At 63.4% G+C, this 24,405-nt stretch carries 23 protein-coding genes and 1 pseudogene; 16 read left to right on the plus strand and 8 right to left on the minus strand.

All coding sequences use genetic code 11. The annotated features are described in order from the left end of the window. The first annotated feature begins 28 nt into the window (after positions 1–28). The 3 genes from ACFOSU_RS15200 to ACFOSU_RS15210 all read left to right on the plus strand — a co-directional run bounded on the left by ACFOSU_RS15200 (position 29) and on the right by ACFOSU_RS15210 (position 2,605). Positions 29–451 (plus strand): hypothetical protein, encoded by a 423-nt coding sequence (locus ACFOSU_RS15200; protein WP_380690789.1) that lies wholly within the window; start codon positions 29–31, stop codon positions 449–451. 32 nt (positions 452–483) lie between these two features. Further along, positions 484–1,617 (plus strand): ribosome small subunit-dependent GTPase A, encoded by a 1,134-nt coding sequence (gene rsgA, locus ACFOSU_RS15205; RefSeq protein ID WP_380690790.1) that lies wholly within the window; start codon positions 484–486, stop codon positions 1,615–1,617. A gap of 418 nt (positions 1,618–2,035) precedes the next feature. Beyond that, on the plus strand, positions 2,036–2,605 hold the full coding sequence (locus tag ACFOSU_RS15210; protein ID WP_380690791.1) for a hypothetical protein: 570 nt from the start codon (positions 2,036–2,038) through the stop codon (positions 2,603–2,605). A 55-nt stretch (positions 2,606–2,660) separates the two neighbouring features. Here the strand turns inward: ACFOSU_RS15210 and ACFOSU_RS15215 are convergent, their stop codons facing one another. Together ACFOSU_RS15215 and ACFOSU_RS15220 are read right to left on the minus strand one after the other, a co-directional pair. Beyond that, positions 2,661–3,758: an acyl-CoA dehydrogenase family protein gene (locus tag ACFOSU_RS15215; protein ID WP_380690792.1), complete on the minus strand. Its 1,098-nt coding sequence runs from the start codon at positions 3,756–3,758 to the stop codon at positions 2,661–2,663. 12 nt (positions 3,759–3,770) lie between these two features. Continuing rightward, positions 3,771–4,958, minus strand: coding sequence for an acyl-CoA dehydrogenase family protein (locus tag ACFOSU_RS15220; protein ID WP_380690793.1), 1,188 nt, complete (start codon positions 4,956–4,958; stop codon positions 3,771–3,773). 265 nt (positions 4,959–5,223) lie between these two features. On the opposite strand from ACFOSU_RS15220, the gene ACFOSU_RS15225 reads away from it, so the two are divergent. Then, complete coding sequence (locus ACFOSU_RS15225) at positions 5,224–6,111, plus strand: haloalkane dehalogenase (protein ID WP_380690794.1); 888 nt, start codon at positions 5,224–5,226, stop codon at positions 6,109–6,111. A 131-nt stretch (positions 6,112–6,242) separates the two neighbouring features. On the opposite strand, the gene ACFOSU_RS15230 is transcribed toward ACFOSU_RS15225, so the two are convergent. After that, the gene (locus ACFOSU_RS15230; protein WP_380690795.1) at positions 6,243–6,701 is read right to left on the minus strand and encodes a MarR family winged helix-turn-helix transcriptional regulator; all 459 of its coding nucleotides are present in this window, start codon (positions 6,699–6,701) and stop codon (positions 6,243–6,245) included. Positions 6,702–6,808: 107 nt separating this feature from the next. Between ACFOSU_RS15230 and ACFOSU_RS15235 the strand changes: the two genes are divergently transcribed. From ACFOSU_RS15235 to ACFOSU_RS15265, 7 genes and pseudogenes are all read left to right on the plus strand, one after another. Next, positions 6,809–7,522 carry a DUF899 family protein gene (locus ACFOSU_RS15235; protein WP_380690796.1) on the plus strand — a complete coding sequence of 238 codons (714 nt, stop codon included), beginning with the start codon at positions 6,809–6,811 and terminating at the stop codon, positions 7,520–7,522. Positions 7,523–7,601: 79 nt separating this feature from the next. Further along, positions 7,602–7,965, plus strand: a pseudogene (locus ACFOSU_RS15240) (DUF1428 domain-containing protein). 1 nt (position 7,966) lies between these two features. Further along, the gene (locus ACFOSU_RS15245) at positions 7,967–8,737 is read left to right on the plus strand and encodes a VOC family protein (RefSeq protein ID WP_380690797.1); all 771 of its coding nucleotides are present in this window, start codon (positions 7,967–7,969) and stop codon (positions 8,735–8,737) included. A 2-nt stretch (positions 8,738–8,739) separates the two neighbouring features. Further along, the gene (locus tag ACFOSU_RS15250) at positions 8,740–9,210 is read left to right on the plus strand and encodes a VOC family protein (protein WP_380690798.1); all 471 of its coding nucleotides are present in this window, start codon (positions 8,740–8,742) and stop codon (positions 9,208–9,210) included. A gap of 126 nt (positions 9,211–9,336) precedes the next feature. Then, a complete protein-coding gene (locus tag ACFOSU_RS15255; RefSeq protein WP_380690799.1) occupies positions 9,337–10,284 on the plus strand; it encodes an alpha/beta hydrolase in 948 nt (315 codons plus the stop codon). A gap of 74 nt (positions 10,285–10,358) precedes the next feature. Further along, on the plus strand, positions 10,359–12,023 hold the full coding sequence (locus ACFOSU_RS15260; RefSeq protein WP_380690800.1) for a flavin-containing monooxygenase: 1,665 nt from the start codon (positions 10,359–10,361) through the stop codon (positions 12,021–12,023). Between the two features lie 121 nt (positions 12,024–12,144). Next, positions 12,145–12,933 carry a thioesterase family protein gene (locus tag ACFOSU_RS15265; protein ID WP_380690801.1) on the plus strand — a complete coding sequence of 263 codons (789 nt, stop codon included), beginning with the start codon at positions 12,145–12,147 and terminating at the stop codon, positions 12,931–12,933. A 10-nt stretch (positions 12,934–12,943) separates the two neighbouring features. On the opposite strand, the gene ACFOSU_RS15270 is transcribed toward ACFOSU_RS15265, so the two are convergent. Beyond that, positions 12,944–13,348 (minus strand): DUF2784 domain-containing protein, encoded by a 405-nt coding sequence (locus ACFOSU_RS15270; RefSeq protein WP_380690802.1) that lies wholly within the window; start codon positions 13,346–13,348, stop codon positions 12,944–12,946. 247 nt (positions 13,349–13,595) lie between these two features. On the opposite strand from ACFOSU_RS15270, the gene ACFOSU_RS15275 reads away from it, so the two are divergent. From ACFOSU_RS15275 to ACFOSU_RS15285, 3 genes are all read left to right on the plus strand, one after another. After that, positions 13,596–14,612 carry an NADP-dependent oxidoreductase gene (locus tag ACFOSU_RS15275; protein WP_380690803.1) on the plus strand — a complete coding sequence of 339 codons (1,017 nt, stop codon included), beginning with the start codon at positions 13,596–13,598 and terminating at the stop codon, positions 14,610–14,612. 176 nt (positions 14,613–14,788) lie between these two features. After that, positions 14,789–16,012, plus strand: a complete 1,224-nt coding sequence (locus tag ACFOSU_RS15280; RefSeq protein WP_380690804.1) for a VanZ family protein — start codon at positions 14,789–14,791, stop codon at positions 16,010–16,012. Positions 16,013–16,207: 195 nt separating this feature from the next. Then, positions 16,208–17,278: a dipeptidase gene (locus ACFOSU_RS15285; RefSeq protein ID WP_380690805.1), complete on the plus strand. Its 1,071-nt coding sequence runs from the start codon at positions 16,208–16,210 to the stop codon at positions 17,276–17,278. Between the two features lie 90 nt (positions 17,279–17,368). On the opposite strand, the gene ACFOSU_RS15290 is transcribed toward ACFOSU_RS15285, so the two are convergent. Beyond that, positions 17,369–17,620, minus strand: a complete 252-nt coding sequence (locus tag ACFOSU_RS15290) for a DUF5062 family protein (RefSeq protein WP_380690806.1) — start codon at positions 17,618–17,620, stop codon at positions 17,369–17,371. A 1,006-nt stretch (positions 17,621–18,626) separates the two neighbouring features. Continuing rightward, positions 18,627–19,565 carry a DMT family transporter gene (locus ACFOSU_RS15295; protein ID WP_380690807.1) on the minus strand — a complete coding sequence of 313 codons (939 nt, stop codon included), beginning with the start codon at positions 19,563–19,565 and terminating at the stop codon, positions 18,627–18,629. Between the two features lie 456 nt (positions 19,566–20,021). Here ACFOSU_RS15295 and ACFOSU_RS15300 point away from each other — a divergent pair, with 456 nt between their 5' ends. Next, a complete protein-coding gene (locus tag ACFOSU_RS15300; RefSeq protein WP_380690808.1) occupies positions 20,022–20,723 on the plus strand; it encodes a GGDEF domain-containing protein in 702 nt (233 codons plus the stop codon). 109 nt (positions 20,724–20,832) lie between these two features. Here the strand turns inward: ACFOSU_RS15300 and ACFOSU_RS15305 are convergent, their stop codons facing one another. Next, complete coding sequence (locus tag ACFOSU_RS15305) at positions 20,833–21,912, minus strand: fatty acid desaturase (protein WP_380690809.1); 1,080 nt, start codon at positions 21,910–21,912, stop codon at positions 20,833–20,835. Positions 21,913–22,932: 1,020 nt separating this feature from the next. On the opposite strand from ACFOSU_RS15305, the gene ACFOSU_RS15310 reads away from it, so the two are divergent. After that, entirely contained in the window at positions 22,933–23,550 is a 618-nt protein-coding gene (locus ACFOSU_RS15310) for a PEP-CTERM sorting domain-containing protein (protein ID WP_380690810.1), read from the plus strand. A gap of 169 nt (positions 23,551–23,719) precedes the next feature. Here the strand turns inward: ACFOSU_RS15310 and ACFOSU_RS15315 are convergent, their stop codons facing one another. Then, positions 23,720–24,037 (minus strand): DUF1244 domain-containing protein, encoded by a 318-nt coding sequence (locus ACFOSU_RS15315; protein WP_380690811.1) that lies wholly within the window; start codon positions 24,035–24,037, stop codon positions 23,720–23,722. Positions 24,038–24,405: the final 368 nt, after the last annotated feature.

Consider the following 24,405-nt stretch of genomic DNA (forward strand, 5'->3'; position numbering starts at 1 on the left):
AATAGCCCACATAAAAATGGACATCCCGATGTTCAAGAACAGCCTGACCGTACTGGCGCTGGCCTTGCTGGCTGGCAGCGGCTTCGCGACCCAAGCGGCCGCCGCTGACGATGCCAGCACCGACCTCGCCGCCCGATTTGCCCAACTGGACAGCAACGGCGACGGCCTGCTCAGCCGAACCGAGGCCGAGGCCGACTCCACACTCAGCGACATGTACGATTCGCTGGACACCAGCCCGACCATCGAGGACAGCGCCACAAACGCCAAACCCGGCGGCATTACGCTCGACCAGTTCGAGTCCGGCATGGAAGCCGCGCAGAGCGGCGGCACGGTCGGCCCCGCGGCCTCGGGCGGAGAAACGTTCAAGGTCTACCCGGACGGCACCCACGAAAGAGTCGAGGGTACGGGAATAAACCCGCATCGCCCTGCGTCTGGGGCCGGCAGCCATTAGACTCCACCCATGAAAGACGTCTGCAACCGCATTTGATTCCTGACTTCACCGCCCTGCGTGCGATCGGCTGGCCGTTCAGCGCCGCACCGACGGCCGGCGAATGGGCCGACATCATGGCTGCTCACCCCGACGCGCGTCCGGCGCGAGTGGTGGAACAGCATCGTTCCGGCTATGTCGTGGCGGAACATCCGGAGCAGGGATTCAGCGTCGAATCGTTGCCCGAGTGGCAACGACCGCGGTTGACGCCCGAGAAGCGTCCCGCCGTGGGTGACTGGCTGCTGATCCGCGGCGAGCCGGAGCACAAGCCCAAGGCGGTCGCATTGCTGCCCCGCCGGAGCACGATCAAGCGTGCGGCGGCCGGTGAACACTACGGCCAGCAGCTGATCGCCGCCAATATCGATACAGCGTTCATCGTCTGCGGGCTCGACCTCGACTTCAATCCGCGCCGGATCGAACGCTATCTGCTCATGGTGCAGGGCGGCGCCCAGCCGGTCGTGGTGCTGACCAAGGCCGACGTCAGCGGCGGTGCCAACGGCGACCGCGCGAACGAAGCACGCGCAACGCTCGCCGAACTCGACGCCCAGGATGTGCCCGTATGCACGGTCAACGCGCTTGACCACGACAGCGTCGCCACCCTGCACGCATGGCTCGGGCCGGGCATGACCGCCGTTCTGGTCGGTAGCTCCGGCGCTGGCAAGTCCACGCTAACCAACACACTGGTCGGCAGCGAACGCATGAAAACCGGGGCCGTGCGCGAGAACGACGCACGCGGGCGCCATACGACCACCCACCGGGCGCTCATTTCGCTGGCGTCGGGCGGCTGCCTCATCGATACGCCGGGCATGCGCGAACTCAAGCCCACCGGCGAGGAAGACCTTGCCGAAAGCGGTTTCACCGATATCGAGGCGCTGGCCCGGCAATGCCGATTCCGCAACTGCCAGCACGACCAGGAGCCCGGTTGCGCGCTACGCAACGCTATTGCGGCCGGCACGCTGGATGCCCGGCGCGTCGGCAACTATCTGAAACTGGACAGCGAGATCGCCGGTGCCGCCGAACGCCTGGCGGTACGCCAGGCTCAGACCACCGGCGAGAAAGTCCGACGCAGCAACACGGCGAAACGCACGCCGAAGAAAACGCCCAAGCGCGGCGCGCCGAAACGTCGCTGACGAGCCAGCCCACGCGCCCATGTCGTCAAGGCGCATGGCGTTTTTTTCGCTTGCGCCCTTTGCCCGTCGAACCGAACGGCATCGAAATGCGGCGAGTTTGCGTGGCCGACCGAGACGCGACGGATATCCGCAGATCGCGCCTCTGTCCACGGCAGAGTGGGAAGCGACGAACCGGGCCGAATGATCGCGTTTATCGGCTTTAATTGGATCATCTTTCCGGGAGCGCGGTGAGACGGCGTCTTGCGCAAGACTTCACCACGATGCCCGACCCCGCGTGGCGAAAGTGCTTGCAAAACGTAACGAGAGTGCAAGAATTGATTCGGAGGATGATCTCCAGACGAACTCCAGCCCTGCCTGGCGAGGGTTTTGTCGATACAGACCGACGACTCGCACAGGGCAGGCTCGACGGAGAGCGGCCATGAAATTGACACGCTTCTTTTTCATCAGCGAGAGCCTCCACGATCTGGAACGCTTCGAACAGAGTCTCGAGCGTATCGCTGTCGTGACGCCCCAGATGCATCTGCTGACCCTGGACGACAGCGGCGCGGCGACGCATCCGAAGCTGCATCAGATCACGTCCTTCATGCACAAGGATATTATTCATTCGACGCTGATCGGGGCCGCACTGGGAGTCGGCGGCGCGTTACTGGTGCTGGTGGTTTCGCATCTGGCCGGTTGGGCCTATACGCCAGCGGGATGGATGCCCTTTCTGTTTCTTGCGATCGTCGTGCTTGGCTTTTTGACCTGGCAGGGTGGGCTCTGGGGCATTCAGACACCGAATACCCACTTCAAGTCGTTCGAGCAGGCACTCAGGGACGGAAAACACGTGTTCTTCGTGGACGTGGAACCGCGCCACAGACAGACGATCGAGGAGATGGCCAGAAACCACCACGCCATCGAGACTGCCGGGGTGGCCAGCGGCGCCCCCAATTGGCTGGTCTTCTCTCAACACCGCCTAAAACGCTTCTTTACCGAAACATTCCCGTAAGCCATACCGGAGCGGGCCACACGCCGCCCGCGCCCGGACGGCGGGCGCCATCAGGTCAGTATCCGCGCGTCCGGGCAAAGCGCTCGGTGCAGAAGTTGGCATCGCCCAGCAGTTCGCTGGCAGCACGCGCGCGCTTCATGAAGAAGCCGATATCGAACTCGTCGGTCATGCCCATACCGCCGTGCATCTGCACGCCTTCGGCGCTGGCCAGTCGTGCGGTATCCGCGGCCCGAGCCTTGGCGGCCAGAATCTGCTGGGGCGCATCGACCGTGTCGGCATCGAAAGCGGCCAGCGCCTGAAAGGCCATCGCTTCGCTGATCTCGATCTCGACCGACAGATGTGCCGCGCGATGCTGCAGTGCCTGGAAGGCACCGATCGGCAGGCCGAACTGCTTGCGCTCGCTCAGATAAGTGAGCGTACGATCGAACACAGCGCGCGACAGTCCGACCAGTTCCATGGCCAGGATCGCGCGGCCGGCGTTCAGCACATCGTCCAGTGCGTTGTCATTGGCGTCGAGCAGCTGGGCTTTGGCATTGAAGAAACGCACGTTGGCCATGCTTCGCGTATCGACCGCCGCGACGGCCTCGACGTTCACGCCGGCATCGGCCGCTTCGACCGCGAACAGACGCGGCTTGCCGTCGTGCATGGCGCTGACCACGAACAGGCCGGCGTTCGCGCCGTCGACCACGAGCGTCTTGTCACCGCTGATCGTGTAGGCATTGCCATCAGCTTTCGCCTGGCTGGCGATACGCTCGGGCCGGTGCTTGCCGGTTTCATCGACCGCGAGCGCGACGATGAGGCGCCCCTCGGCGATCGGCCCCAGCCATTGTTGCTGCTGCTCGGCATCGCCGGCTCGGCCGATGGCGGTCGCACCGAGCACGGCGGTCGACAGAAACGGCGTGAGTGCAAGCCGGCGCCCGGTCTCGCGAGCCACGAGCCCGGCGCTGACCAGGCCGAAGTCCATGCCGCCATGCGCCTCGGGCACCAGAATGCCCGTCAGCCCGGATTCGATCATGGCCTGCCAGAGGGCGTTGTCGTAGTCACCGCCGTGGCTGCCACCGCGTATCGCGCGCAGGGTATCGACGCTTGCCTTGTCGGCGAATAGGCGCTCGGCCAGGTCGGCGAGCATCTGCTGTTCTTCATTCAATATCATGGAGATGCCTCGTTAACCTTTGGGAAGTTCGAGCACGGCGGACGAGATGATGCCGAGCATGATCTCCGAGGTGCCGCCTTCGATCGAGTTGCCTTTCGAGCGCAACCATTCGCGTGCGTAGCGCCCGCCGCCGGTGCGCTCGCTGTCCCATTCCAGGCCGAGCCCGCCCATGGCATCCATCATCAGGTTGTAGCGGCGCTTGTTCAGTTCGGTGCCGTAATACTTGAGCATGGCCGAACGCGCACCCACGCCCTCGCCCGCCTCGGCCTTGGCGCGGGTCTGTTCGACCAGCGCCCGGAAGGCCATGGCATCGATTTCGAGGCGCGCGATATCGGCCCGCAGCATGGGGTCGTCCAGACGACCGGCCTCGTCCTTACCGATCGCTTCCAGCGCCATCTGCGCCAGATCGCGGCCCTTGAGCAGCCCCGGCGGCTCACCGCCGATGTTGTCGCGCTCGTGGGTGAGCAGGTACTTCGCGATCGTCCAGCCCTGGTTCATCTCGCCGACGAGATTGGCACGCGGCACGCGCACGTCGTCGAAGAAGGTTTCGCAGAACGGCGATTCGCCGGAAATGAGCTGGATCGGCCGGGTCGAAACGCCCGGAATATCCATGTCCAGGAGGATGAACGAGATACCGGCCTGCTTCTTGGCCTCCGGATCCGTGCGGACCAGGCAGAACATCTTGTCGGCGCGATCCGCGTAGGACGTCCAGATCTTGCGGCCGTTGACCACGAAGTGGTCGCGATCGATCTCGGCCGAGGTCTTGAGACTGGCCAGATCGGAACCGGCATTGGGCTCGGAGTAACCCTGACACCAGCGGATCTCACCGCGGGCGATCTCCGGCAGGTGTTCGCGCTTTTGGTCCTCGGAGCCGAACTTGAGCAGCGCCGGGCCCAGCATCCAGAAGCCGAAGTTGCTGACCGGGCTGCGCGCGTTGATGCGCTTCATCTCGTCCTTGAAGACGTCGTGCTGGGCGGGCGTCATGCCGCCGCCGCCGTATTCGACGGGCCAGGCCGGCGCGGTCCAGCCTTGCGCGACCATGCGCTCGAACCATACGCGCTGCGCGTCCGACGAAAACTCCCAGCGGCGGCCGCCCCAGACATGCTCGTCGTTCGAGGCCAGCGGCTGGCGCATCTCTTCGGGGCAGTTGTCTTCCAGCCAGGCACGCACCTCGGCCCGGAACTCCTCCAACTCGCTCATGACCCACCTGTTGTTTTTTAAAACGTCATTTCAGCGACTGAGTATCTTTCGGCGCGGGAACAGGCGTCAAGCGGCCGATCGACAGATGGTCGCGTGGCCACGGCACCACGATGCTGCGCTCGGCACCTGCCTAGGGCTTCGCGAGCGTCCTTGACCCACAACTCGCCGATCGCCGCATTGCGTAGCCGCAGACTGCGCCGCAATCGCCCGACATCGCCCCGAATCTTTGCTAACGTCGAGCTTCGATTCGAACCGCGATGCCGCCATGACCACCACCTCGGACAGACCCGAAAAACGCACCATCGACGTACACGGCCGTCGGATGGCGTATGTGGAGATGGGCCAAGGCGACCCGATCGTCTTTCTGCACGGCAACCCGACGTCGTCCTATCTCTGGCGTCACGTCATGCCGCATCTGGCACAACACGGCCGCTGCATCGCGCCGGATCTTATCGGCATGGGCGATTCCGAACCGAGTGGATCCACCGGACGCGATGCCTACACATTTGCCGAACACCGCAATTATCTCGATGCGCTGCTCGAACAGCTCGGCGTCGACAACAACGTGGTGCTGGTGGTGCACGACTGGGGCTCAGGCCTGGGTTTCGACTGGGCGAACCGCAACCGCGACAAAATCCAGGGCATCGCCTATATGGAGGCGATCGTTGCACCCGTCACCTGGGCCGACTGGCCCGACAATGCGCGCGGCATCTTCCAGGCCATGCGCAGCGACGCCGGCGAGGAGTTGGTGCTGGAAAAGAACATCTTCGTGGAACGGATACTGCCCGGCTCGATACTGCGTGATCTGAGCGAGGACGAGATGAACGAATACCGTCGCCCGTTCGCCGACAGCGGCGAACGCCGCCGCCCGACGCTGACCTGGCCGCGCGAGATCCCGATCGACGGCGAGCCCGCGAACGTGCACGAGATCGTCACTCAATACGGCCGCTGGCTGGCCGAAGACGCCTCTCTACCCAAGCTGTTCATCAACGCCGACCCCGGCAGCATCCTGATCGGGGCACAGCGCGAAATCTGTCGTGGCTGGCCCAATCAGGAAGAAGTCACCGTCAGCGGGGTGCATTTCATCCAGGAAGACTCGCCGCATGAGATCGGCGACGCGATTGCCGGATTCGTCGGCCGCCTGCGCGCCTGAGGCCCGCAACGACAGTCGTCGGGATTCGCGTTCTTTCTGCACCGGCCCTGGCCTGCGCCATCCATGCCGGTGTCATCGGTGCTTGGTGCCCGGTCACACACTATCGCGTGATACAGGCAACCTGCCCTGACTCACCGCAACGCTGCCAGCCCGTGACGCAGCGAATCCGCGTCCGGGTCTTCGAGCGCGCTTTCCACGTCTGCGTGTGTCTGTTCCCAGATGGGCACGGCGGCCTGAAGCAGATTGAGGCCGTCCGCGGTCAGTGTGAGCAGACGACCGCGGCGATCCTCGGGATTGGGAACCACCGTCAACAGGCCGCGCCGCTCCAGTGGTTTGAGGTTGGCGGTCAGGGTCGTGCGGTCCATGGCCAGCAACGTGGCTACCGACCCTATCGACGGCGGTTTCGGGCGGTTGAGCGAAATCAGCAGCGAAAACTGGCCACTGGTGATACCCGCCGGCCGCAAGGCCTCGTCGAAGCGCCGGGCCAGCGTCCGTGCGGTCCGCTGCGTGTGCAGGCACAGGCAATGATCGCGAACGTGAAGGGTGGTTTCGTAGGGGACAGGGGATTTCTGGATTGTGTCTGTTGACATGATCTTATTATGTTGATATCAACTTATATTGTCAATGCTAGGCCCAGACGGCCATGCACTTGCGCCGGACCTATCCGCAAGGAATCGCGGTGATCAGGAGGAAGATCATGACGAGCCATAGGAATCGATTGGAATCGGCCACCGACCTCGCCCAGGCCAATGGCGTGCGCTACCCCAATGAAAGCCGCGCCTATCGCATCGCCCGCGACGCCCTGCTCGCCGAGGAGATCGAACTGCGCCGGCATATAGAACGCGTGGCCGCACAGCGCCGGGCGTTGCCCCCGGGCGGCGAGGTAACCACGGATTACCGGTTCGAGGGCGTCGACGGCGCCGTGAGCTTCGCCGCACTCTTCGGCGACAAGAATACGCTCGTGGTCTACAACTACATGTTCGGCCCCGAGCGTGAGCGCCCCTGCCCCATGTGCACCTCGCTGCTGAGCGCCTGGGACGGCGAAGCGCCGGATGTCGAGCAGCGCGTGGCTTTCGCGGTGATCGCACGCGCGCCGATCGAACGCCTGCTGGCGTTCAAGCGTGAACGCGGCTGGCAGCACCTCCCGCTGTATTCAGATACGAGCGCCGCCTTCTGCCGCGATTATCACGCCCTGTCGGCGACCGGCGAAGACAACCCCGCCTTCAACGTATTCATCCGCCGCGACGGCGCGATCCGGCACTTCTGGGGCCAGGAGATGGGTTTCGTGACCGCCGACCCCGGCGAAGATCCGCGCGGCGCACCCGATCTCATGCCGCTATGGACAATCCTCGACGCGACCCCCGACGGGCGCGGCCGCGACTGGTATCCACAACTCGACTACGCCGGCTGAGCGCGGCTCGGCTGCCCGATATATGGAGAAAAGGCCCCACACAAGGGCCACAACAAAAGTCAGAACAAGGAGACCTGCAATGAGCTATATCCAGGGTTTTGTAGTCGCGGTGCCCACCGCCAATAAGGACGCCTATCGCGACATGGCCGCCAAGGCCGTGCCGATATTCACGGAATTCGGCGCCACCCGAATCGTCGAGGCCTGGGGCGAGGACGTGCCCGCCGGCAAGGTCACCGATTTCCAGGGCGCGGTCAAGGCGAAAGCGGACGAGACCGTCGTCTTCGCCTGGATCGAATGGCCCGACCGGGCAACCTGCGACGCCGGCGCCGAACGCATGCAGAGCGACCCGCGCATGCAGACTCGGCGACATGCCCTTCGACGGCATGCGCATGATCTGGGGCGGGTTCGCGCCGCTGCTGGACACCGCCGACCCGGAGAATTGACATGCGCAATCGTCACGGCACCCCGATCTGGTACGAACTGCTCACCCGCGACGCCGACGCGGCACAGACGTTCTACAGCGCCGTCATCGGCTGGTCGGTATCGAAGCCGGCCGGCGGTCTGGAGCGGGATTACCGCATCATCTCGACCATGGACAGCGCGGTCGGCGGCCTGCTGCGCAGTCCGGACGACGCCGGCATGGCACCACAATGGCTGTTCTATATCGGCGTCGACGATGTCGATGCGGCTGCCGCCAAACTGAATTCGCTTGGCGGCAGCGTGCACGTCGAACCCACCGATATCCCCGACGTTGGCCGCTTCGCCTTCGTGGCAGACCCGCAGGGCGCGCCGTTCTATCTGATGCGCGGCGCAAGCGACGAACAGAGCCGATCGTTCGCGCCCACGGTCGCCGGCCACTGCGCCTGGAACGAACTCGCCGCAGCCAACCAGGACACCGCGCTCGAGTTCTATCAAACGATGTTCGGCTGGACCAAAGGCGACGTCATGCCGATGGGACCGATGGGTGACTACAGTTTTATTCACCACGGCGACACGATGCTCGGCGCGATGATGAACCGCCCACAGGACAGTACCCCGCCGATGTGGCGCTACTATTTCCGGGTCGACGATATCGACGCGATCAACGCAGCGATAGCGGCCAACGGCGGCACCCTGCTCCATGGTCCCACCGAGGTGCCGGGCGGCGACTGGGTGATCCAGGCGCGCGATCCCCAGGGCGCGATGATCGGCTTCGTCGGATCAAGAGGCGCATAGCGATGGAACCCATCAGTACCTGTCTGTGGTTCGATGGCGTAGCCGAGCAGGCGGCCGACTTCTATGTGGAGTTGTTTCCGGATTCACGCATCGACGAGGTCATGCATGCGCCCGTGGATTACCCGGCCGGCAAGGCCGGTGACGCGCTTCTCGTGACATTCACGCTGGCCGGCCGGCGTTATCTCGGTTTGAACGGCGGCTCGGGCGTCCCGTTTACCGAAGCGATTTCACTCTCGATCGACTGCGCCGACCAGGCCGAGGTCGACCATTACTGGAACGCCTTGTCCGCGTATCCCGAACACGAACAGTGCGGCTGGCTCAAGGACCGATTCGGCGTGTCCTGGCAGGTCGTGCCGCGTATGCTGCCGCGCCTGCTCGCCGATCCCGATCGGGCAAAGGCCGGCCGGGTCATGACCGCGATGATGACGATGAAGAAGATCGATATCGCGGCTCTGGAACAGGCAGCCGACTAGCTGATGACGACTGCTGAAAGAGAATCGTTTCATGACACAGACGTATTGACAGCAGATTGCCGGACTGGAAGTCTCGACTGATCGCGCGCCAGCCCGGGCGTGCTCTGTCTGACGAGGCGCCGATCAATGCCACTGGACCCACAGGCACGCGAATTTCTGCAGCGACTGGACGCCATGGGCGGCCCGCCGATCCATGAGCTGAGCCCGACGGAGCTGCGTGCCACCCTGGCCTCGATCTCCGGCGGCACGCCCGAACCGGTCGCGGCACAGACCGAACATGTCGCCACCGGCCCCAACGGCGATATACCCCTGCGCGTGTACACGCCTGCCGGTCACGGCCCGTTTCCGGCGCTGATCTATTTCCACGGCGGCGGCTGGGTAGCCGGCAACCTGGATTCGGTGGAAACCGCCTGCACCATTCTCGCCAACCGGGCGTCGGCGGTGGTGATCTCCGTGGACTATCGACTGGCCCCGGAACACCCCTTCCCGGCACCGGTACTGGACTGCCATGCCGCGACCCGGTGGGTCGCCGAACACGCCGCCGACCTGAACATCGACGCCGCTCGCATCGCGGTCGGCGGCGACAGCGCCGGCGGCAATATCGCCGCGGTGGTCGCCATTCTCGCGCGCGATCACGGCGGCCCGAACATCGCCTTCCAGCTGCTGTTCTATCCGGCGACCGACCACGATGCACAGACCGCCTCCTGTCGCGACAACGGCGAAGGCTACTATCTGACCACCGAACTGATGCGCTGGTTCTGGAATCATTATCTTGGTGACGGCGACGGTCGCGACCCGCGCGCCTCGCCGCTGCGAATCGAGGACGCCACGAATCTGCCACCGGCATTCATCATCACCGCGGAATTCGACCCGCTCAGGGACGAAGGCGAAGCCTATGCGGATCTTCTAAGCGCAGCCGGCAATGCCGTGACACTGCATCGCTACGACGGCCAGATCCACGGCTTCGTGACCCGTTGTTTCATCATGGACGCAGGCATCACGGCCCTCGAAGACGCCGCGGCGCATCTGCGCGCGGCATTGGAGGCCCCGTCGCTCAAGCAAGCCGAACGATAGACCGACGCGGCGCTTTTCAATACAACAATACCGGCGGCGATGCATTGCCGACCAAGAACGAGATCGGAGGAGTCATGCCAGTGAACAATCGTCAGTCAGCGTCGGCCGACGCCCAGACACCGCGTCGGCTGGACGCCGTGGTCGTGGGCGCCGGCTTTTCCGGGCTTTACATGCTCCATCGCCTGCGTGAACTGGGATTGTCGGCACGCGTGTTCGAAGCCGGCGACGGCGTGGGCGGCACCTGGTACTGGAACCGCTACCCCGGCGCGCGCTGCGACTCCGAGAGTTACTACTACTCGTACTCGTTCTCGGACGAGTTGCAGCAGGAATGGCGCTGGAGCGAGCGCTATCCCGGCCAGCCCGAGATCATGAACTATCTGAACCACGTGGCCGACAAGTTCGATCTACGTCCGGACATCCAGCTGTCCACGCGGATCGCCCGGGCCGTATTCGATGCCACATCCGACGAATGGAGCGTGGATACCGACGGCGGCGAACGCTTCAGCGCACGGTTTCTGATCACCGCCGTGGGCTGCCTGTCGTCGGCGAATATCCCGCAGATTGACGGCCTCGATGACTTTGCAGGCGACTGGCACCACACCGGCCAGTGGCCGCATGAAGGCGTCGATTTTCGCGGCAAGCGCGTCGGCGTGATCGGCACCGGTTCCACCGGCATCCAGGCGATCCCGGTGATCGCGGAACAGGCGGCGCATCTCACTGTATTCCAGCGCACCGCCAACTACAGCGTACCGGCCCGCAACGCGCCCCTCGATCCGGCCGAAGAAAATGCCTACAAGGCCGATTACGCGGCGATTCGGCGCAAGCAGCGCGAATCGGCCAACTGCCATCCCTTCGATGTCAGCGACACCCCCGCGCTGGCCGTGTCCGACGACGAGCGCCAGACCCGTTACGAAGCCTCATGGGAACGCGGCAGCCTGCGGTTTCGTACCGTGTTCAAGGATCTGCTGACCGACGAAGCTGCCAACGCCACGGCCTCGGAGTTCATCCGCGACAAGATCCGCGCGACCGTCGACGATCCGCAAACCGCCGAAACCCTCACACCCTACGACCATCCGTTCGCGACCAAGCGACCGCCGATCGATACCCACTACTTCGAGACCTACAACCGCGATAACGTCTCGCTGGTCGACGTCAGGCGCACGCCGATCGAGGCGATGAACGCCGGCGGGCTGCGAACATCCGAGGCCCACTATCCCCTCGATGCGCTGGTGTTCGCCACCGGCTTCGATGCGATGACCGGCGCCCTGCTCAATATCGATATCGAAGGCCGCGACGGGCAGAAACTCGCCGATAAATGGGCCGCCGGCCCGCGCACCTATCTGGGCCTGCAGATGGCCGGCTTTCCCAACCTGTTCACCATCACCGGCCCGGGCAGCCCGTCGGTGCTGACCAACATGCCCACCTCCATCGAACAGCATGTCGACTGGATCAGCGATTGCATCGACCACATGCGGAATCAGGGCCTGACCCGTATCGAGGCCAGCGCGCAGTCCGAGGATCGATGGGTGGCACACGTCAACGACGCCGCCGAACAGACCCTGCTGCCCAAGGCCAACAGCTCCTGGTATCTGGGCGCCAATGTGCCGGGCAAGCCGCGCATCTTCATGCCCTACGCCGGCGGCGCCGCCCACTACCGCCAGATTTGCGAAGCGGTTGCTGCCAACGGGTACGACGGATTCGTGTTCAAGGCCCGGCCCCAGGCTCGGGCCGCCGGCTGACAAACCAGCGGTACGATGTGCGCCCGCCGGTCTGCGCCGGCGGCGTGCGTCGAGTGTCGCTGCGCACGATCCGTGGCAGGATGCGTGCCGAATCATCTGCAACCTCTGAAAGAGCATCGGCATGTCATCGGCAAATCCGCACAGCGTATTCCTGCGCGACGGCGACACCTTTCTTGCAACCGGGCTATCTCGCGGTCCCTGGGATGAAAACGCACAGCACGGCGGCGCGCCGGCCGCGCTGTTGGCCCATCTGGCCGAGACCGCGGTCGGCGAGGAATTCTTTCTCGCCCGGCTGACGTTCGAACTCTCGCGACCGGTTCCGGTCGCGGCCCTGACGGTTGCGGTCGAGACCAGCCGCGGACGAACCGCGCGGCGCGTGACCCTGCGTATCGAACACGAGGGCAGCGTGGTGGGACGGGCCATCGCCCTGATGCTGCGCGAACAATCCACGGCGGTTCCCGCCACATCGGCCGCGCGGCTAGAACCGGAACCCGCGGACTGCACCGAGCGTTTCGACACGCCCGGCATGCCGACGGGCGAGTCGTTTCATCACGAGGCCATGGACATCCGCGTCGCCCACGGCAGCACCCGTGTACCCGGGCCGGCGGCGGCGTGGTTTTGTCTGCGCGTCCCCCTGATCGACGGCGTCGAAACCACCCCCGCCATGCGCGCCGCGGCAGCCGCGGACTTCGGCAACGGCATCAGCTGGGTGCTGCCGTTCGACGAATTTCTGTTCACCAATACCGATCTCACCCTCTATCTGCATCGCGCGCCGGTGGGTGAATGGATCGGGCTGGATGCCGAAACCATCGTCCAGCCCAACGGTGTGGGCCTCGCCAGTTCGACACTCTACGACAGCCAGGGCCGTATCGGCATGGCACATCAGAACCTGCTGGTTCGCCCGCGCTGACGCGACATCGTCAGCCCTGTATTGACCGCCCGCGCCTGTCCTCTCGACGGCGTGTACAGACCCAGCGATATAACAACAGCCCGTACAACACTACGTTGACGCCGATGACGGCCACGCCGATCGCGATCTGAATCGATCGCGTCAGCCCGGCGGGATAGATCAGCGCGACCAGATAATGATCGATGAAGCCGTCGGCATAGCCCTGCTGACCGGCAGCGACGCGCAGCTGCTGTTCCAGTGGCGTAAGTGGACAGATCCGGCCGCTGAGCGAGACATAAGCGCCCCAGCAGACCGCCGGGATGTGAACAAACACCAGTCGGGGCCAGAAGAAAGCCAGCACGCCGCCCAGGCCCACCAGCAGGATGAACAGCAGGTGGGCGGTCAGGACCGCATCGGCAATCAGCGCATACAGCATGGGCCACTCGCAGGATTCGAACCGCCGGCGCGCGCCCGACGCCCGGCCACATTCTTCGCACAGCCAATGGCCACACCGGGTTCAACTTGGCAAGCCAGCATAACCCGCAGGCATTCAAGCCTGTGCAGGCGCTTACCATCCCGTGACTCTGCAATAGACTGAACGATCGTTCGGTTTTGCTTGCCGGCAGTCGCCACAGCTTCTAAGGTGCTACTCCAGAACACCGTTTCAAAAAAGCGTTGACGCCATGACCCAGACTCAGGAAAACCGCCAGTTCCGTCTTGCCCAACGGCCCGAAGGGCTGCCCAAGCCCACCGATTGGGACTTCGTCACCGAAGCCGTCGGCCAGCCGGGCGACGACGAGATCCTCGTCGGCATCGAATACATCTCGCTGGACCCGGCCATGCGCGGCTGGATGAACGCCGGGCGTTCCTATATCAAGCCGGTCAAGATCGGCGAGGTGATGCGGGCCGGGACCGCGGGCACGGTGCTGAAATCCAATCATCCGGACTTCGCCGAAGGCGACAGCGTCACCGGCAACTTCGGCGTGCAGACCCATGCCGTGGTCGCCGGCAAGGACGCGCGCAAGGTCGATACCGCGCTCGCTCCGCTGCCCGCTTATCTGGGCGTGCTCGGCATGCCCGGCATGACCGCCTACTTCGGCCTGCTCGATGTCGGCGGCGCCAAGGCAGACGATACGGTGATGGTGTCGGCCGCACCCGGCGCGGTCGGCGCGCTGGTCGGCCAGATCGCGAAACAGAAAGGCTGTCGCGTGGTCGGCATCGCCGGCGGGGCGGAGAAATGCAGCTACGTGGTCGACGAGCTGGGCTTCGACGCCGCCATCGACTACAAGAACGAAAGCGTCTACAAGGGCATGAAACAGCATTGTCCCGGCGGCATCGATGTCTTCTTCGACAACGTCGGCGGCGAGATCCTCGACTCGGCTCTGGCCAATCTGGCCTTCAAGGGGCGCGTGGTGATCTGCGGCGCCATTTCCCAGTACAACGCCACCGACGGCATGTACGCCCCGAAGAACTACATGTCATTGCTGGTGAACCGGGCGCGCATGGAAGGCTTCGTGGTATTCGACTATGCCGATCGTTATGCCGAGGGCGCACAGGCGATGGCCGGCTGGATCGCCGAGGGCAAGCTCAAGCACAAGGAAGACATCGTCGCCGGTTTCGAAAACTTCCCCGATACATTGCTCAAGCTATTTTCCGGCAGCAACTTCGGCAAGCTGGTGCTCAAGGTCGACGCGGACTGAACCCGGCTCCATATCGCGGCCGGGTACCCAGTATCGTGGGCTCCCGGCCGTTATACCGTGTGCCGATACGATAAAGTCATGAGCGCATCATCTCTGCCCGCGCCGCCTGCTCGAACATCCAGTCAGAGCGGGTACTCGGGCGACGCAGACCACGTTGCTTCAGAGCACGATCGTTCATGACCAAACCGCTGATCAACCCCTATCTTGTCGTGGCGACCGTCCTGAGCGCGGTGTTCATCGTCTACGGGTCGCTCTATCCCTTCGAGTTTCATGCGCGCAGCGGTGAAGCCCTGGCGACGTTGCTCACGACCTGGCATTTCCGGCTCGAACACGCCGGCAATCTGATCGGCAACGTGCTTTTCTACGCGCCGCTCGGCCTGTTTGCCGTGCTCGCCCTGCACGCCCGGGTCAATGCCCTCGCTCGCCTGAGCCTCGCTCTGCTGATCGGCACGGCGCTGTGTTTCTCGATGGAACTCCTGCAGTTTTACGTCGACGGACGGGTGAGCACGTTCGCCGATATCTACCCGAACATGCTCGGCAGCGTTCTGGGCGGATGTGTCGGCCTGGTCGTCGGCGCCAATCGGCAAGCGACGCGCGCACTCGGTGCCCACGCAGAACCCATTCCCCTGCTGCTGGCGGGCGCGTTCATCGCGTATCGACTGTTTCCCTATGTGCCGAGCCTCGACCTGCACCAGTATTGGCGCGCCCTGAAGCCGGTACTCTTCGATCCGCAGCTGCATGTATTCGGGGTGACGCGCTACGCCGTAACCTGGCTGGTGGTGGCAGCGCTGGGACGGGCGCTGGTCGGCGCCCCGCGCTCCTGGCCGTTGCTTGCGCTCGCCGTGGCGTGCGTGCTCGCGGCCAAGATCGCCATCGTCAACAACAGCGTCAGTGCCGATGAACTCGTGGGCGCTGCCGCTGCCCTGACGTTGTGGCTCGCACTCAACCGCGTGAGCATTCGGCCACAGTCGCTGTTACTCGCCACCGCCCTGGGCCTGCTCGTGGTCGCCGAACGGCTGCAACCATTCGACTTCGGTGCCGGCACGCAGGCATTTGGCTGGCTGCCCTTCCGGTCGTGGCTGCACGGCTCGATGGGTCTCAATGCCCAGTCGATTCTCGAGAAGTTCTTCCTCTACGGCAGCCTGATCTGGCTGCTGCGGCGGGCCGGTTCCGGGCTGGCATTCGCCGGCATTTCGGTCGCGCTCGCACTGCTGGCGACGAGCATCCTGCAGACCCATCTGCCCGGTCGCTCGGCCGAACTCACCGATGCCGTGATGGCGCTGCTCATCAGCGCCGCATTCGCGCTCATGCCCAGAACCATCGGTGCGCCCGAGCCGGTGGACAGACCCCTATCCCCGCAATCGCCCTGGCGCGCCTACCGCCGCGAATACCGGAATTGAACGGGCTATGCGCCCCGGGTTTCGCAGCGCGACTTGCGCCGTATTGCCGTCGGCTATCCGGCCGCAACACCCCGGCAAGTGACGACGCAGCCACCCGGCTTACGCGGCGCCGGGAATCTGACAACATGTAGTTTGATCGACAACAGCCGGGCAGCCACGCGTATCGCGCAGCGCTCGCCAAACTCCGGAGACCGCATGCCCAAATCATCGTTCCCACTGGTGTTCGACGGCCACAACGACATGCTCTTGCGACTAGTCGGCAACGAGGGAGCCGATCCGGTGCACGATTTCATGCACGGCCGCGCGAACGGGCATCTCGACCTGCCCCGGATGATCGAAGGCGGTTTCGGCGGCGGTCTGTTCGCCGTGTTCGTACCCTCCAGCGGCCCCAGGCGAAGTCGCAACACGCAGCCGTCGAACTCGCCCCAGGATGAACCGCTGCCGCCGCCCCTGGCACAAAGCGAGGCCCTGCCCGCCGTGCTGGCGATGATCGCCATCCTGCTACGTCTCGAACGTGCCTCGAACGGCCGTTTTCGCGTGTGTCGCTCGGTAGCCGATATCCGCGCCGCAATGGCCGACGAAGCGATCGCGGCGGTCCTGCATTTTGAAGGCGCCGAAGCAATCGATACGGATCTCCATGCGCTCGACGTCTTCCAGCAGGCCGGGCTGCGCTCGATCGGCCCGGTCTGGAGCCGGCCAACGCAATATGGCCACGGCGTGCCGTTTCGCTACCCCAGCAGTCCCGATACCGGCGACGGCCTCACCCAACACGGCCGTGCTTTTGTGCGCGCCTGTAACGAACGCCGTATCGCCATCGATCTGTCGCACCTGAACGAAAAAGGTTTCTGGGACGTGGCACGACTCAGCGATGCCCCGTTGATCGCCAGTCATTCCAATGCCCATGCGGTCTGCGCTCACGCGCGTAATCTCACCGACGACCAGATGCGCGCCATCCGCGACAGCGGCGGCATCGCAGGCCTGAATTTCGCCAACTGTTTCTTGCGTCCCGACGCCCGCGATATGGCCGATACCGGCGTCGACGTCATGCTGCGGCATCTGGATCACATGCTCGAGATCATGGGCCCGGACCACGTCGGCATCGGCTCCGATTTCGACGGCGCCCTCATCCCGGACGCGATCGGCGACGGCGCCGGCCTGCCGGTGTTGCAGGCGGCAATGCAAGCGCACGGTTATGACGCCAAGACCCTGCAATCGATTTCACAGGAAAACTGGCTGCGTACGCTGCATGCGACCTGGGGTGCATAGCGCCGCTCGTATATTGCCGAGGTGGCGCGCGGGAAAGAGATCGGGTCGAGTCGCAACCGGGCCCGGCCGGGCAACGAGGATCCGCCGCGGTCAGCCCTTGCCGGCGTCGTCCTGTCGGGCGGCCCACATGGCCAATCGGTGCTGAATGGTCTTTTGCGATACCTGCTCTTCGGGCAACGGCGGAATCACACCGTCGTGCACCAACAGCCGATAGATATATTCCAGCTTGTCGGTCGCGGAATCGGTTGCTTCGAACTCGACAACACCGCGTTTTTCACCGTATTCGACGCCCAGTGCAATGGCCTTCTTGACCATTTCCTTTTCGTTCTTGAGTTTCTTCATCTCGGCTCCCAGCGTGAAGCTTGCCTACGTTGGACAACCGGTGCCGGCGCCTGTTTCGCATGCGGCCAACGGCGTGAAAGTACTGCGAAATAAAGGCCTTCCCGGCCTCTGCGCGAAGCGGTCGTAGCCGCCGGGAATCGGGCTTGGGCCCGAGGCCACGCGCGCTGGCTCCAGTGATCACGGCGCAGACATCAAATGCCGACCGTATCCAAGCGATCCGCTTGCGCGGACCGCCGCGCCTGGATCCGATACGGTCGGCGTCGTCGGATACGACGTCGGAGGGTTGGTGAATCCGGCGCGGAGCGGGCAACCACCCGAGCGCACGCCCCTCCTTTCTCTATCGCTTTCACCCGGCTTTCACCCAACTCTCACCTGGCTCACTGCCAGATAAAAGCCCGGAACATACTGGTTACATGTCGAGGTACAACACCATTCCAAACCCGTCACACCTCGGTCGAAGGCCCGCTCATATCATTTCAACACCGAAGATGAGTCAGAGCGGGCTTTCAATCCATCGGGGAAGCCTCCCCCAACGTCAAATCGCGTCGCTGCTTCGCACGACGCAGGCTCGTTTAAAAGCCTTCTACATGCGCCTGACCAGAAAGATGATCAGTACAACAACCAGGACCGTTCCAAGAATTCCGCCGACGTACATAGTGCTCTCCTGAGTCTGGGAGGACCCGTCGAAATCGACGAGTCACGATTAACTCTAACAGGTTTTTCGCATTCTCCCGTGCGTCCGTGCGCATTTGTCGGCACCACCCGCCATGACATTCAGGCGGCCGGAATTGGCATTGGATACGCTCATTTCAACATCCGGGTCTCGACATGCAGGCGAAAATACTCGTGATTGAAGATATGGCTTCGCTGCCCGGCGAAGGAACCGGACAACGGTCGCGCGCCGCCTGCGCGTGCACTGTCGGAAATCATCTCGAGCTTGTTCGAGAAAACTCGGACCGGCACCGTGCCATAGGCAGGAATAGACGCCCTGGCCGAGTGGTTGACGTCAGCCGGGTAAACGCAACATGCGACGCCAGATCGCGGGCCGCCAGGGTCTGCCGTCGATCGCGGACAGACCCAGTGCGATCAGCGCCATACCCGCGAAATCAACGGGCCTGAGATCTTCGTGCAGGAACACGGCCCCCAGCAGAATGGCGGATACCGGCACCAACAGGGTCACGAGCAGCAGATTGGTGGCACCCGCCGCTTCCAGTATCCTGAAATAGAGCACGTAGGCGACCGACGTCGACAACACGGCCAGCGCCACCACGGATGCCCAGGTGGCCGCCGACGGCCCGGCGAGGTCGGGCAGTCCGTCCACGGACAGGGTGATCGGCAATAGCAGGAGAGCTGACACCGACACCTGACCGGTGGCCACGAATACGGGATCTATGGCCATAGCCTTGAAGCGGCGTCCGTAGACACCACCGCAGGCGTAACAGAACGCCGCGACCAGCACCGCAAACGGGGCCCACGAGTTCGCGGCCGCACCGGTGTCCGGCACGCCGATCATCACCACCACGCCCAGGAAGCCCGTGACCACGCCAGCCAGCTTCAGCGGCGTGGCTTTTTCGTCCGTCAGCAGCAAACCGGCAACGACCACCGTAAACAGCGGCGTCGTTGCATTGAGAATGGACGCCAGGCCCGACGCGATCTGGATCTGGGCCCAGGCAATCAACACGAACGGGATCATGTTGTTGAGCACGCTCAGGCCCGCAAAGGCGAACCAGATCCGGGCGTTGGTCGGCGGTCGCAGGCCCATGGCCAGGGCGATCGCCCAAAGTGCGATGGCCCCGATGCCGACCCGCAGATTCACGATCGTCAACGGCGGCAGATCGTGCACCGCCACGCCCACGAAGAAGAACGAGCCGCCCCAAAGCAGCGATAGCGTAATCAGCATGACCCACTCGCGGGCGCCCATGACGATATTTATTCCGGCTGGCATCTCGGCGTTTTCAAAGTCGGCGGATCGGTTGCGCCACTGTAAGCGCACGCCGTTTCGCAGGCCATCCGGTTTCTGCTTTCCCATCCAATCGAACCTGCGATCCTGCTCTTGAAACCGGCGCCGGGGTTCACCGATTCGGGGGCAATACAGTCTTCAAGCACATATGTCCGTGAGGGGAAGGTGGATTGGGAACTGCACTTTATTTTCCCTAAAGTAGGGTGCTCAGACGCCGATAGCACTTTGAAATGCCAAGCGGTTTTGCCCCGAAACGCATGATGCTCGGCGTGTCGCGGAGCGCAAACTCACGGCCGGAACCACAGCACCAGCAGCCGGTGTCTATCAGGTTGTATGCCTTCTCATGAAAACCAGCCGCAGGTCGTAATGCCCGCCGACCCGACGTCCAGGCCGTGCCCGCGCCGCGTGAAAGCCGGTAATCTGCGCCGTCTCGTCAGACACGTGGGGGTCTGGCGTGGCGTGGTGCTGTTCACGTTCGCCAGTACCGTGATCGCCTTCGTGATCACCGGCCTGGCGATGCAACTCGCCGGCCTCACACACCATATCGCCGGTTACGCGATCGCGCTGGCCTGCTCGGTGACGATCATGCCCGCCATGGTCGCCAGCCTGTTGTCTCTGATTCGTCGCCTCGACGAAACGGAGGACGAGCTGTACCGACTCGCGCGCACCGACGAGCTCACCGGTCTGCCCAATCGTCGCGCCCTGATGGAAGCCGCGGACGAGTCGCTGGCGGACGCGCAGCCGATCGCGTTGCTGTTCATCGACATCGATCATTTCAAGCGCGTGAACGACACCTACGGCCACCGAACCGGCGACGACATCCTGTGCCAGGTCACGCAAGCGCTCGCCGATCAGCTACGCGATACGGATGTGCTGTGCCGGTACGGCGGCGAAGAGTTCGCGGCGCTGCTTCGCAATACCGATGCGCAGACCGCACAGGCCCTCGCCGAACGCCTGCGCTGCCACATCCAGGACACACCCATCCGGGCCGACGCCCGTGCCGACGTGCGCATAACGCTCAGCGTCGGCATTGCCAGCGCCCCAGACGCCCGCCATACCTGCATCTATCAACTCATCGATCACGCGGATCGTGCGGTCTACCGCGCCAAACACGCGGGGCGTAACCGCACGTATCTGGCGTAGGCGGTAGTTGTTCGGCGGTTGCGAGCGTGCCCAGCAGGTCCTATTCGATACGACTGCAGCTCGATAACGCCGCCGGGGCCAGCCCCGATCCTCGCCGCGCCTACCCCGGCTAGCCGACCGCCAGCCCCGGTTCGGCGCGCGGATGAGCGGCGCGTGCACGTGATGCCGCCAGCGCACGCGCTTCACGAAAGGACACCAGCCGCCGTTCGTCTTCGTCCCAGAGCACCAGCCGCACACAGCGCAGGCTTTGCCACAGGGTCAGGCGCCCCACCTCGCGCAGTTCCGGATGATCCCGCAGCACCTCCGGCAGGCGGTAGGAGGGAATCCGGCTGCACAGGTGATGGACGTGATGAACACCGATATTGGCAGTGAACCAGCGCAGCACGTGCGGCAGGTCATAATGCGAACTGCCATGCAGCGCGGCCTCGTGAAAACGCCAGTGCTCACCGCGATCCCAGTAGGTGTCCTCGAACTGATGCTGGACATAGAACAGCCAGACCCCGATCGCCGCGGCAAGAATCGTCGTCGACAGCTCCACGATCAAGACCGGCCAGAAACCCAACTGCCACATCAGCGCGGCCGACACCAGCAGGATCGCCGCATTGGTGCCCATGGTGCTCAGCCAGGGCATGCGGCCCGAGCGCATCATGTCGACCGGCAGACGGTTGCGCAGCAGAAACAGATAGGCCGGCCCAAGACCGAACAGCACCAGCGGATGCCGGTACAGGCGGTAGCGAACCCGTTTGGATCGGGGCAAGGCGCGGTACTCACGCACCGTCAGCGTCTCGATATCGCCGATGGACGGGCGATCGAGATTGCCGGCGCTCGCGTGATGAATCGCGTGGGTGCGACGCCAGAAGTCATAGGCCGTGAACGTCACCACACCCAGCACCCGCCCTACCCAGTCGTTGCTGCGCTTGGAACTGAAGAACGAGCCGTGACCACAGTCATGCTGAATCACGAACAGGCGCACCAGAAAACCGGCGGCCGGTACCGCGAGCAATAGTCCGGCCCAGTAGCCGGCGTCCAGGGCCGCCCACATCAACCCCCACAGGAGCACGAACGGGATCACCGTGATCAGGATTTCGAGCACGCCGCGCGCCCGTCTGGATTCGTGATACCCGGCGAGTACACGCACCCAGGATCGGGGCGGGGTCGTGCTCGCGGCGCTCGGCGCGTCGTTTTCCATTGGCAGAGGTCCTGACTGAGCCCGGCGCGTGGCTCGTTGTATCGAGGTCCCGCGGGACCGTTGGCCGGGCTTGTTGATTCGGGGTGTTTTCGGAGCGGCGTCGCCGACCCGATATGTCGCGTGATCCCGGGCCACCTCGAAGACAGGCGGAATTGAAGGCAGATCAAAAAGGAAGGCCGGCTATCGAGCGGCCGCGTACAACGTACGCACAGGATTGCCCATGCTTGTGACAAACCCTGTACAACATTCGGAGCCTGCGCCAAGGGCTAAGCCCGAGCATCCGCTACGACAGCCATAAAATGCGGTTGACCGGGGATTGTAGCCTTTTTAGCGGCACCGACCATCGTTTGTCGGCGCCCTGTCGTATGCACCCCTTGCCGATGGCCTGGGTTGCCGGGCCACACGCCCACTCGGGCACCGCCAATGACGCATCGTGCGACGGGACATCAACGCCATACGCAGCGCAGGGTATCCACGGATCAGACGGTCGACCTCGACCAATGGCGAGTGATTGCGCCCCCTGCTGATCTTCACGCCCGTCCTCATGTCCGCTCGCTCGCAACTGATTTCCCGACTGGGAGACATGTTCGGACTGATGCCACGATATCCCCCGGACCGCTAATCGGCGCGATGGCCGCGGATGCTCTGTTCGACGGCTAAAGGTCGAGTACTGGCGTCTCCGATCTCGTGTAATAAGCCAGTGTCGGCTTAATTGACAGAAACACAAGATATAGTCGCTTTCCTTGGCACGAGCATGTTTCCTGCCTCCGAATTCGATCAAACGTTGATATTACTCGTTCAATTATGCGCCGCTATATCCAGATTAAATATTATTGAATATAAAAAGAAAAATCGAATTTCAGAGCAATTTTCCGGCAACCACAATCGGTAATACCGCTTACTGCGCAATGCTTTGGCCCCAACTTTGCTATAGCAACAGCGACAGCACTATCGCATCCGAGCCGATGCGGACTGTCGAAGAAACCAAATCGAGGCCTTTAAACGAGTGGGGACCAACTAATGAATATCTATTACAAGGTGAGCGCTGCGTTTGCGCTTCTGTTTTTTGCCGTAGGCGCATACGCGGTGCCCATCGAGGCGACCTATAGCGTGGACGCCAATAACGGGGACGGCCTTCTGATCGAGACCAGTGACGCGTCACCGAATCCGTTCATCTACAACCTGATGCTCGGGGAGTCGCAGACATTCGGGCTGTTCAATATCTACACAAACGAAGGAAGCGTTAACCTCGATGATCTGGTTGGTCGCGACATATTCGTGGACTTCGGTTTCATACAACCAGAGGCTGGAAATGCCGTTGTAACCGGCGAGACCGACGGACGGTTCAGAGCCATCGTGTTCCAGCAGGGCCGGGTACAGTGGGACGGTCCGCAGCTGTTCTCGTATGGTGGCGACGGCCTGATCGAAGTCGCTTTGCAGGACGCCACCTTTAACACGGGCCTATTTGGCTTGGACGGTGGCGAAGCCAACGGCGCGACTATCTTTGCAACTCTTACGTTGCGGAACGAAGCCACGCTAGCCGATGTACCGGAACCGGGCGTAATGGCGCTGTTCGCTCTGGCGTTGATCGGCATGGGCTTTGCCGCACGTCGTCAGAAAAACGCACCTCGAATCTGATAGAAAACGCTCGATATCAGAATGTTCGTTTCGGCGGCCCGGTCAGGGCCGCCGATTTTCGTTGGGGCGCTGAGTCGGTTGGCTACCCGTCAACCGATAAACGCCTATTGATCGGGCCTATATCACGTGCCCCTAAGGCTTTCGGCTGCGGCAAAATCGCGCGCATCCATCAGTTACCGGCGCTGGTGTCAGCGTGATCTGTCCTGGTCGATTCGAAGCGCTGCTTCTGATCGGCGTTTGCCTTGGGTTGGTAGCGATCCTTCCACTCGTCGTACGGCATCCCATAGACGTGCTCGCGAGCCTCGTCGTAGTCGATGGTCGCGCCGCGGTACTCGGCTTCCGCGCGATACCATTTGGCCAGACAGTTGCGACAGAAACCGGCCAGGTTCATCAGGTCGATGTTCTGTACATCCGTGCGTTGCTGCAGGTGCTTGAGAAGGCCACGAAACGCGGCGGCTTCTGCTTCGATACGAGTCTGTTCGTTCACGATGTCTCCGTCCTCAGACGTTACTGATAAAGACCAGGCCGTGATTCTGACAGCCAATGCAATGCGGCGTCGCTCCCGGCGACGGGCGACTCGACACGCGGGAAAGCCGGATACCCCGCAACCGTCGGCAGTACCCGGCAGGCCGATTGCATCCGTGGCGACCCCACGCACATCCACGCACAAACGCTGATAACGCGTCGACCGCGGCCATCCACCGAGTACCTCTGTCGCAGTCTCTGCTCGGCCGCTCGCCACCACCGGCGCCGCCGGTTACATGCGGCCTCGACCTGCGGAATACGGCGACAGCGTATTGATCCTTATCCGGTGTTTTTACACGCCACCTGAAGCACGTACAGGCCTTCCGGACT

The sequence above is a fragment of the Salinisphaera aquimarina genome, from assembly GCF_042643355.1.
GTDB lineage: Bacteria > Pseudomonadota > Gammaproteobacteria > Nevskiales > Salinisphaeraceae > Salinisphaera > Salinisphaera aquimarina.

Bases quoted from the DNA above. Each gene is read 5' to 3' on its own strand.
- ACFOSU_RS15200 (WP_380690789.1), top strand. From the start codon at position 29: ATGTTCAAGAACAGCCTGACCGTACTGGCGCTGGCCTTGCTGGCTGGC.
- ACFOSU_RS15210 (WP_380690791.1), top strand. From the start codon at position 2,036: ATGAAATTGACACGCTTCTTTTTCATCAGCGAGAGCCTCCACGATCTG.
- ACFOSU_RS15215 (WP_380690792.1), bottom strand. From the start codon at position 3,758: ATGATATTGAATGAAGAACAGCAGATGCTCGCCGACCTGGCCGAGCGC.
- ACFOSU_RS15220 (WP_380690793.1), bottom strand. From the start codon at position 4,958: ATGAGCGAGTTGGAGGAGTTCCGGGCCGAGGTGCGTGCCTGGCTGGAA.
- ACFOSU_RS15225 (WP_380690794.1), top strand. From the start codon at position 5,224: ATGACCACCACCTCGGACAGACCCGAAAAACGCACCATCGACGTACAC.
- ACFOSU_RS15230 (WP_380690795.1), bottom strand. From the start codon at position 6,701: ATGTCAACAGACACAATCCAGAAATCCCCTGTCCCCTACGAAACCACC.
- ACFOSU_RS15235 (WP_380690796.1), top strand. From the start codon at position 6,809: ATGACGAGCCATAGGAATCGATTGGAATCGGCCACCGACCTCGCCCAG.
- ACFOSU_RS15245 (WP_380690797.1), top strand. From the start codon at position 7,967: ATGCGCAATCGTCACGGCACCCCGATCTGGTACGAACTGCTCACCCGC.
- ACFOSU_RS15250 (WP_380690798.1), top strand. From the start codon at position 8,740: ATGGAACCCATCAGTACCTGTCTGTGGTTCGATGGCGTAGCCGAGCAG.
- ACFOSU_RS15255 (WP_380690799.1), top strand. From the start codon at position 9,337: ATGCCACTGGACCCACAGGCACGCGAATTTCTGCAGCGACTGGACGCC.
- ACFOSU_RS15260 (WP_380690800.1), top strand. From the start codon at position 10,359: ATGCCAGTGAACAATCGTCAGTCAGCGTCGGCCGACGCCCAGACACCG.
- ACFOSU_RS15265 (WP_380690801.1), top strand. From the start codon at position 12,145: ATGTCATCGGCAAATCCGCACAGCGTATTCCTGCGCGACGGCGACACC.
- ACFOSU_RS15270 (WP_380690802.1), bottom strand. From the start codon at position 13,348: ATGCTGTATGCGCTGATTGCCGATGCGGTCCTGACCGCCCACCTGCTG.
- ACFOSU_RS15275 (WP_380690803.1), top strand. From the start codon at position 13,596: ATGACCCAGACTCAGGAAAACCGCCAGTTCCGTCTTGCCCAACGGCCC.
- ACFOSU_RS15280 (WP_380690804.1), top strand. From the start codon at position 14,789: ATGACCAAACCGCTGATCAACCCCTATCTTGTCGTGGCGACCGTCCTG.
- ACFOSU_RS15285 (WP_380690805.1), top strand. From the start codon at position 16,208: ATGCCCAAATCATCGTTCCCACTGGTGTTCGACGGCCACAACGACATG.
- ACFOSU_RS15290 (WP_380690806.1), bottom strand. From the start codon at position 17,620: ATGAAGAAACTCAAGAACGAAAAGGAAATGGTCAAGAAGGCCATTGCA.
- ACFOSU_RS15295 (WP_380690807.1), bottom strand. From the start codon at position 19,565: ATGCCAGCCGGAATAAATATCGTCATGGGCGCCCGCGAGTGGGTCATG.
- ACFOSU_RS15305 (WP_380690809.1), bottom strand. From the start codon at position 21,912: ATGGAAAACGACGCGCCGAGCGCCGCGAGCACGACCCCGCCCCGATCC.
- ACFOSU_RS15310 (WP_380690810.1), top strand. From the start codon at position 22,933: ATGAATATCTATTACAAGGTGAGCGCTGCGTTTGCGCTTCTGTTTTTT.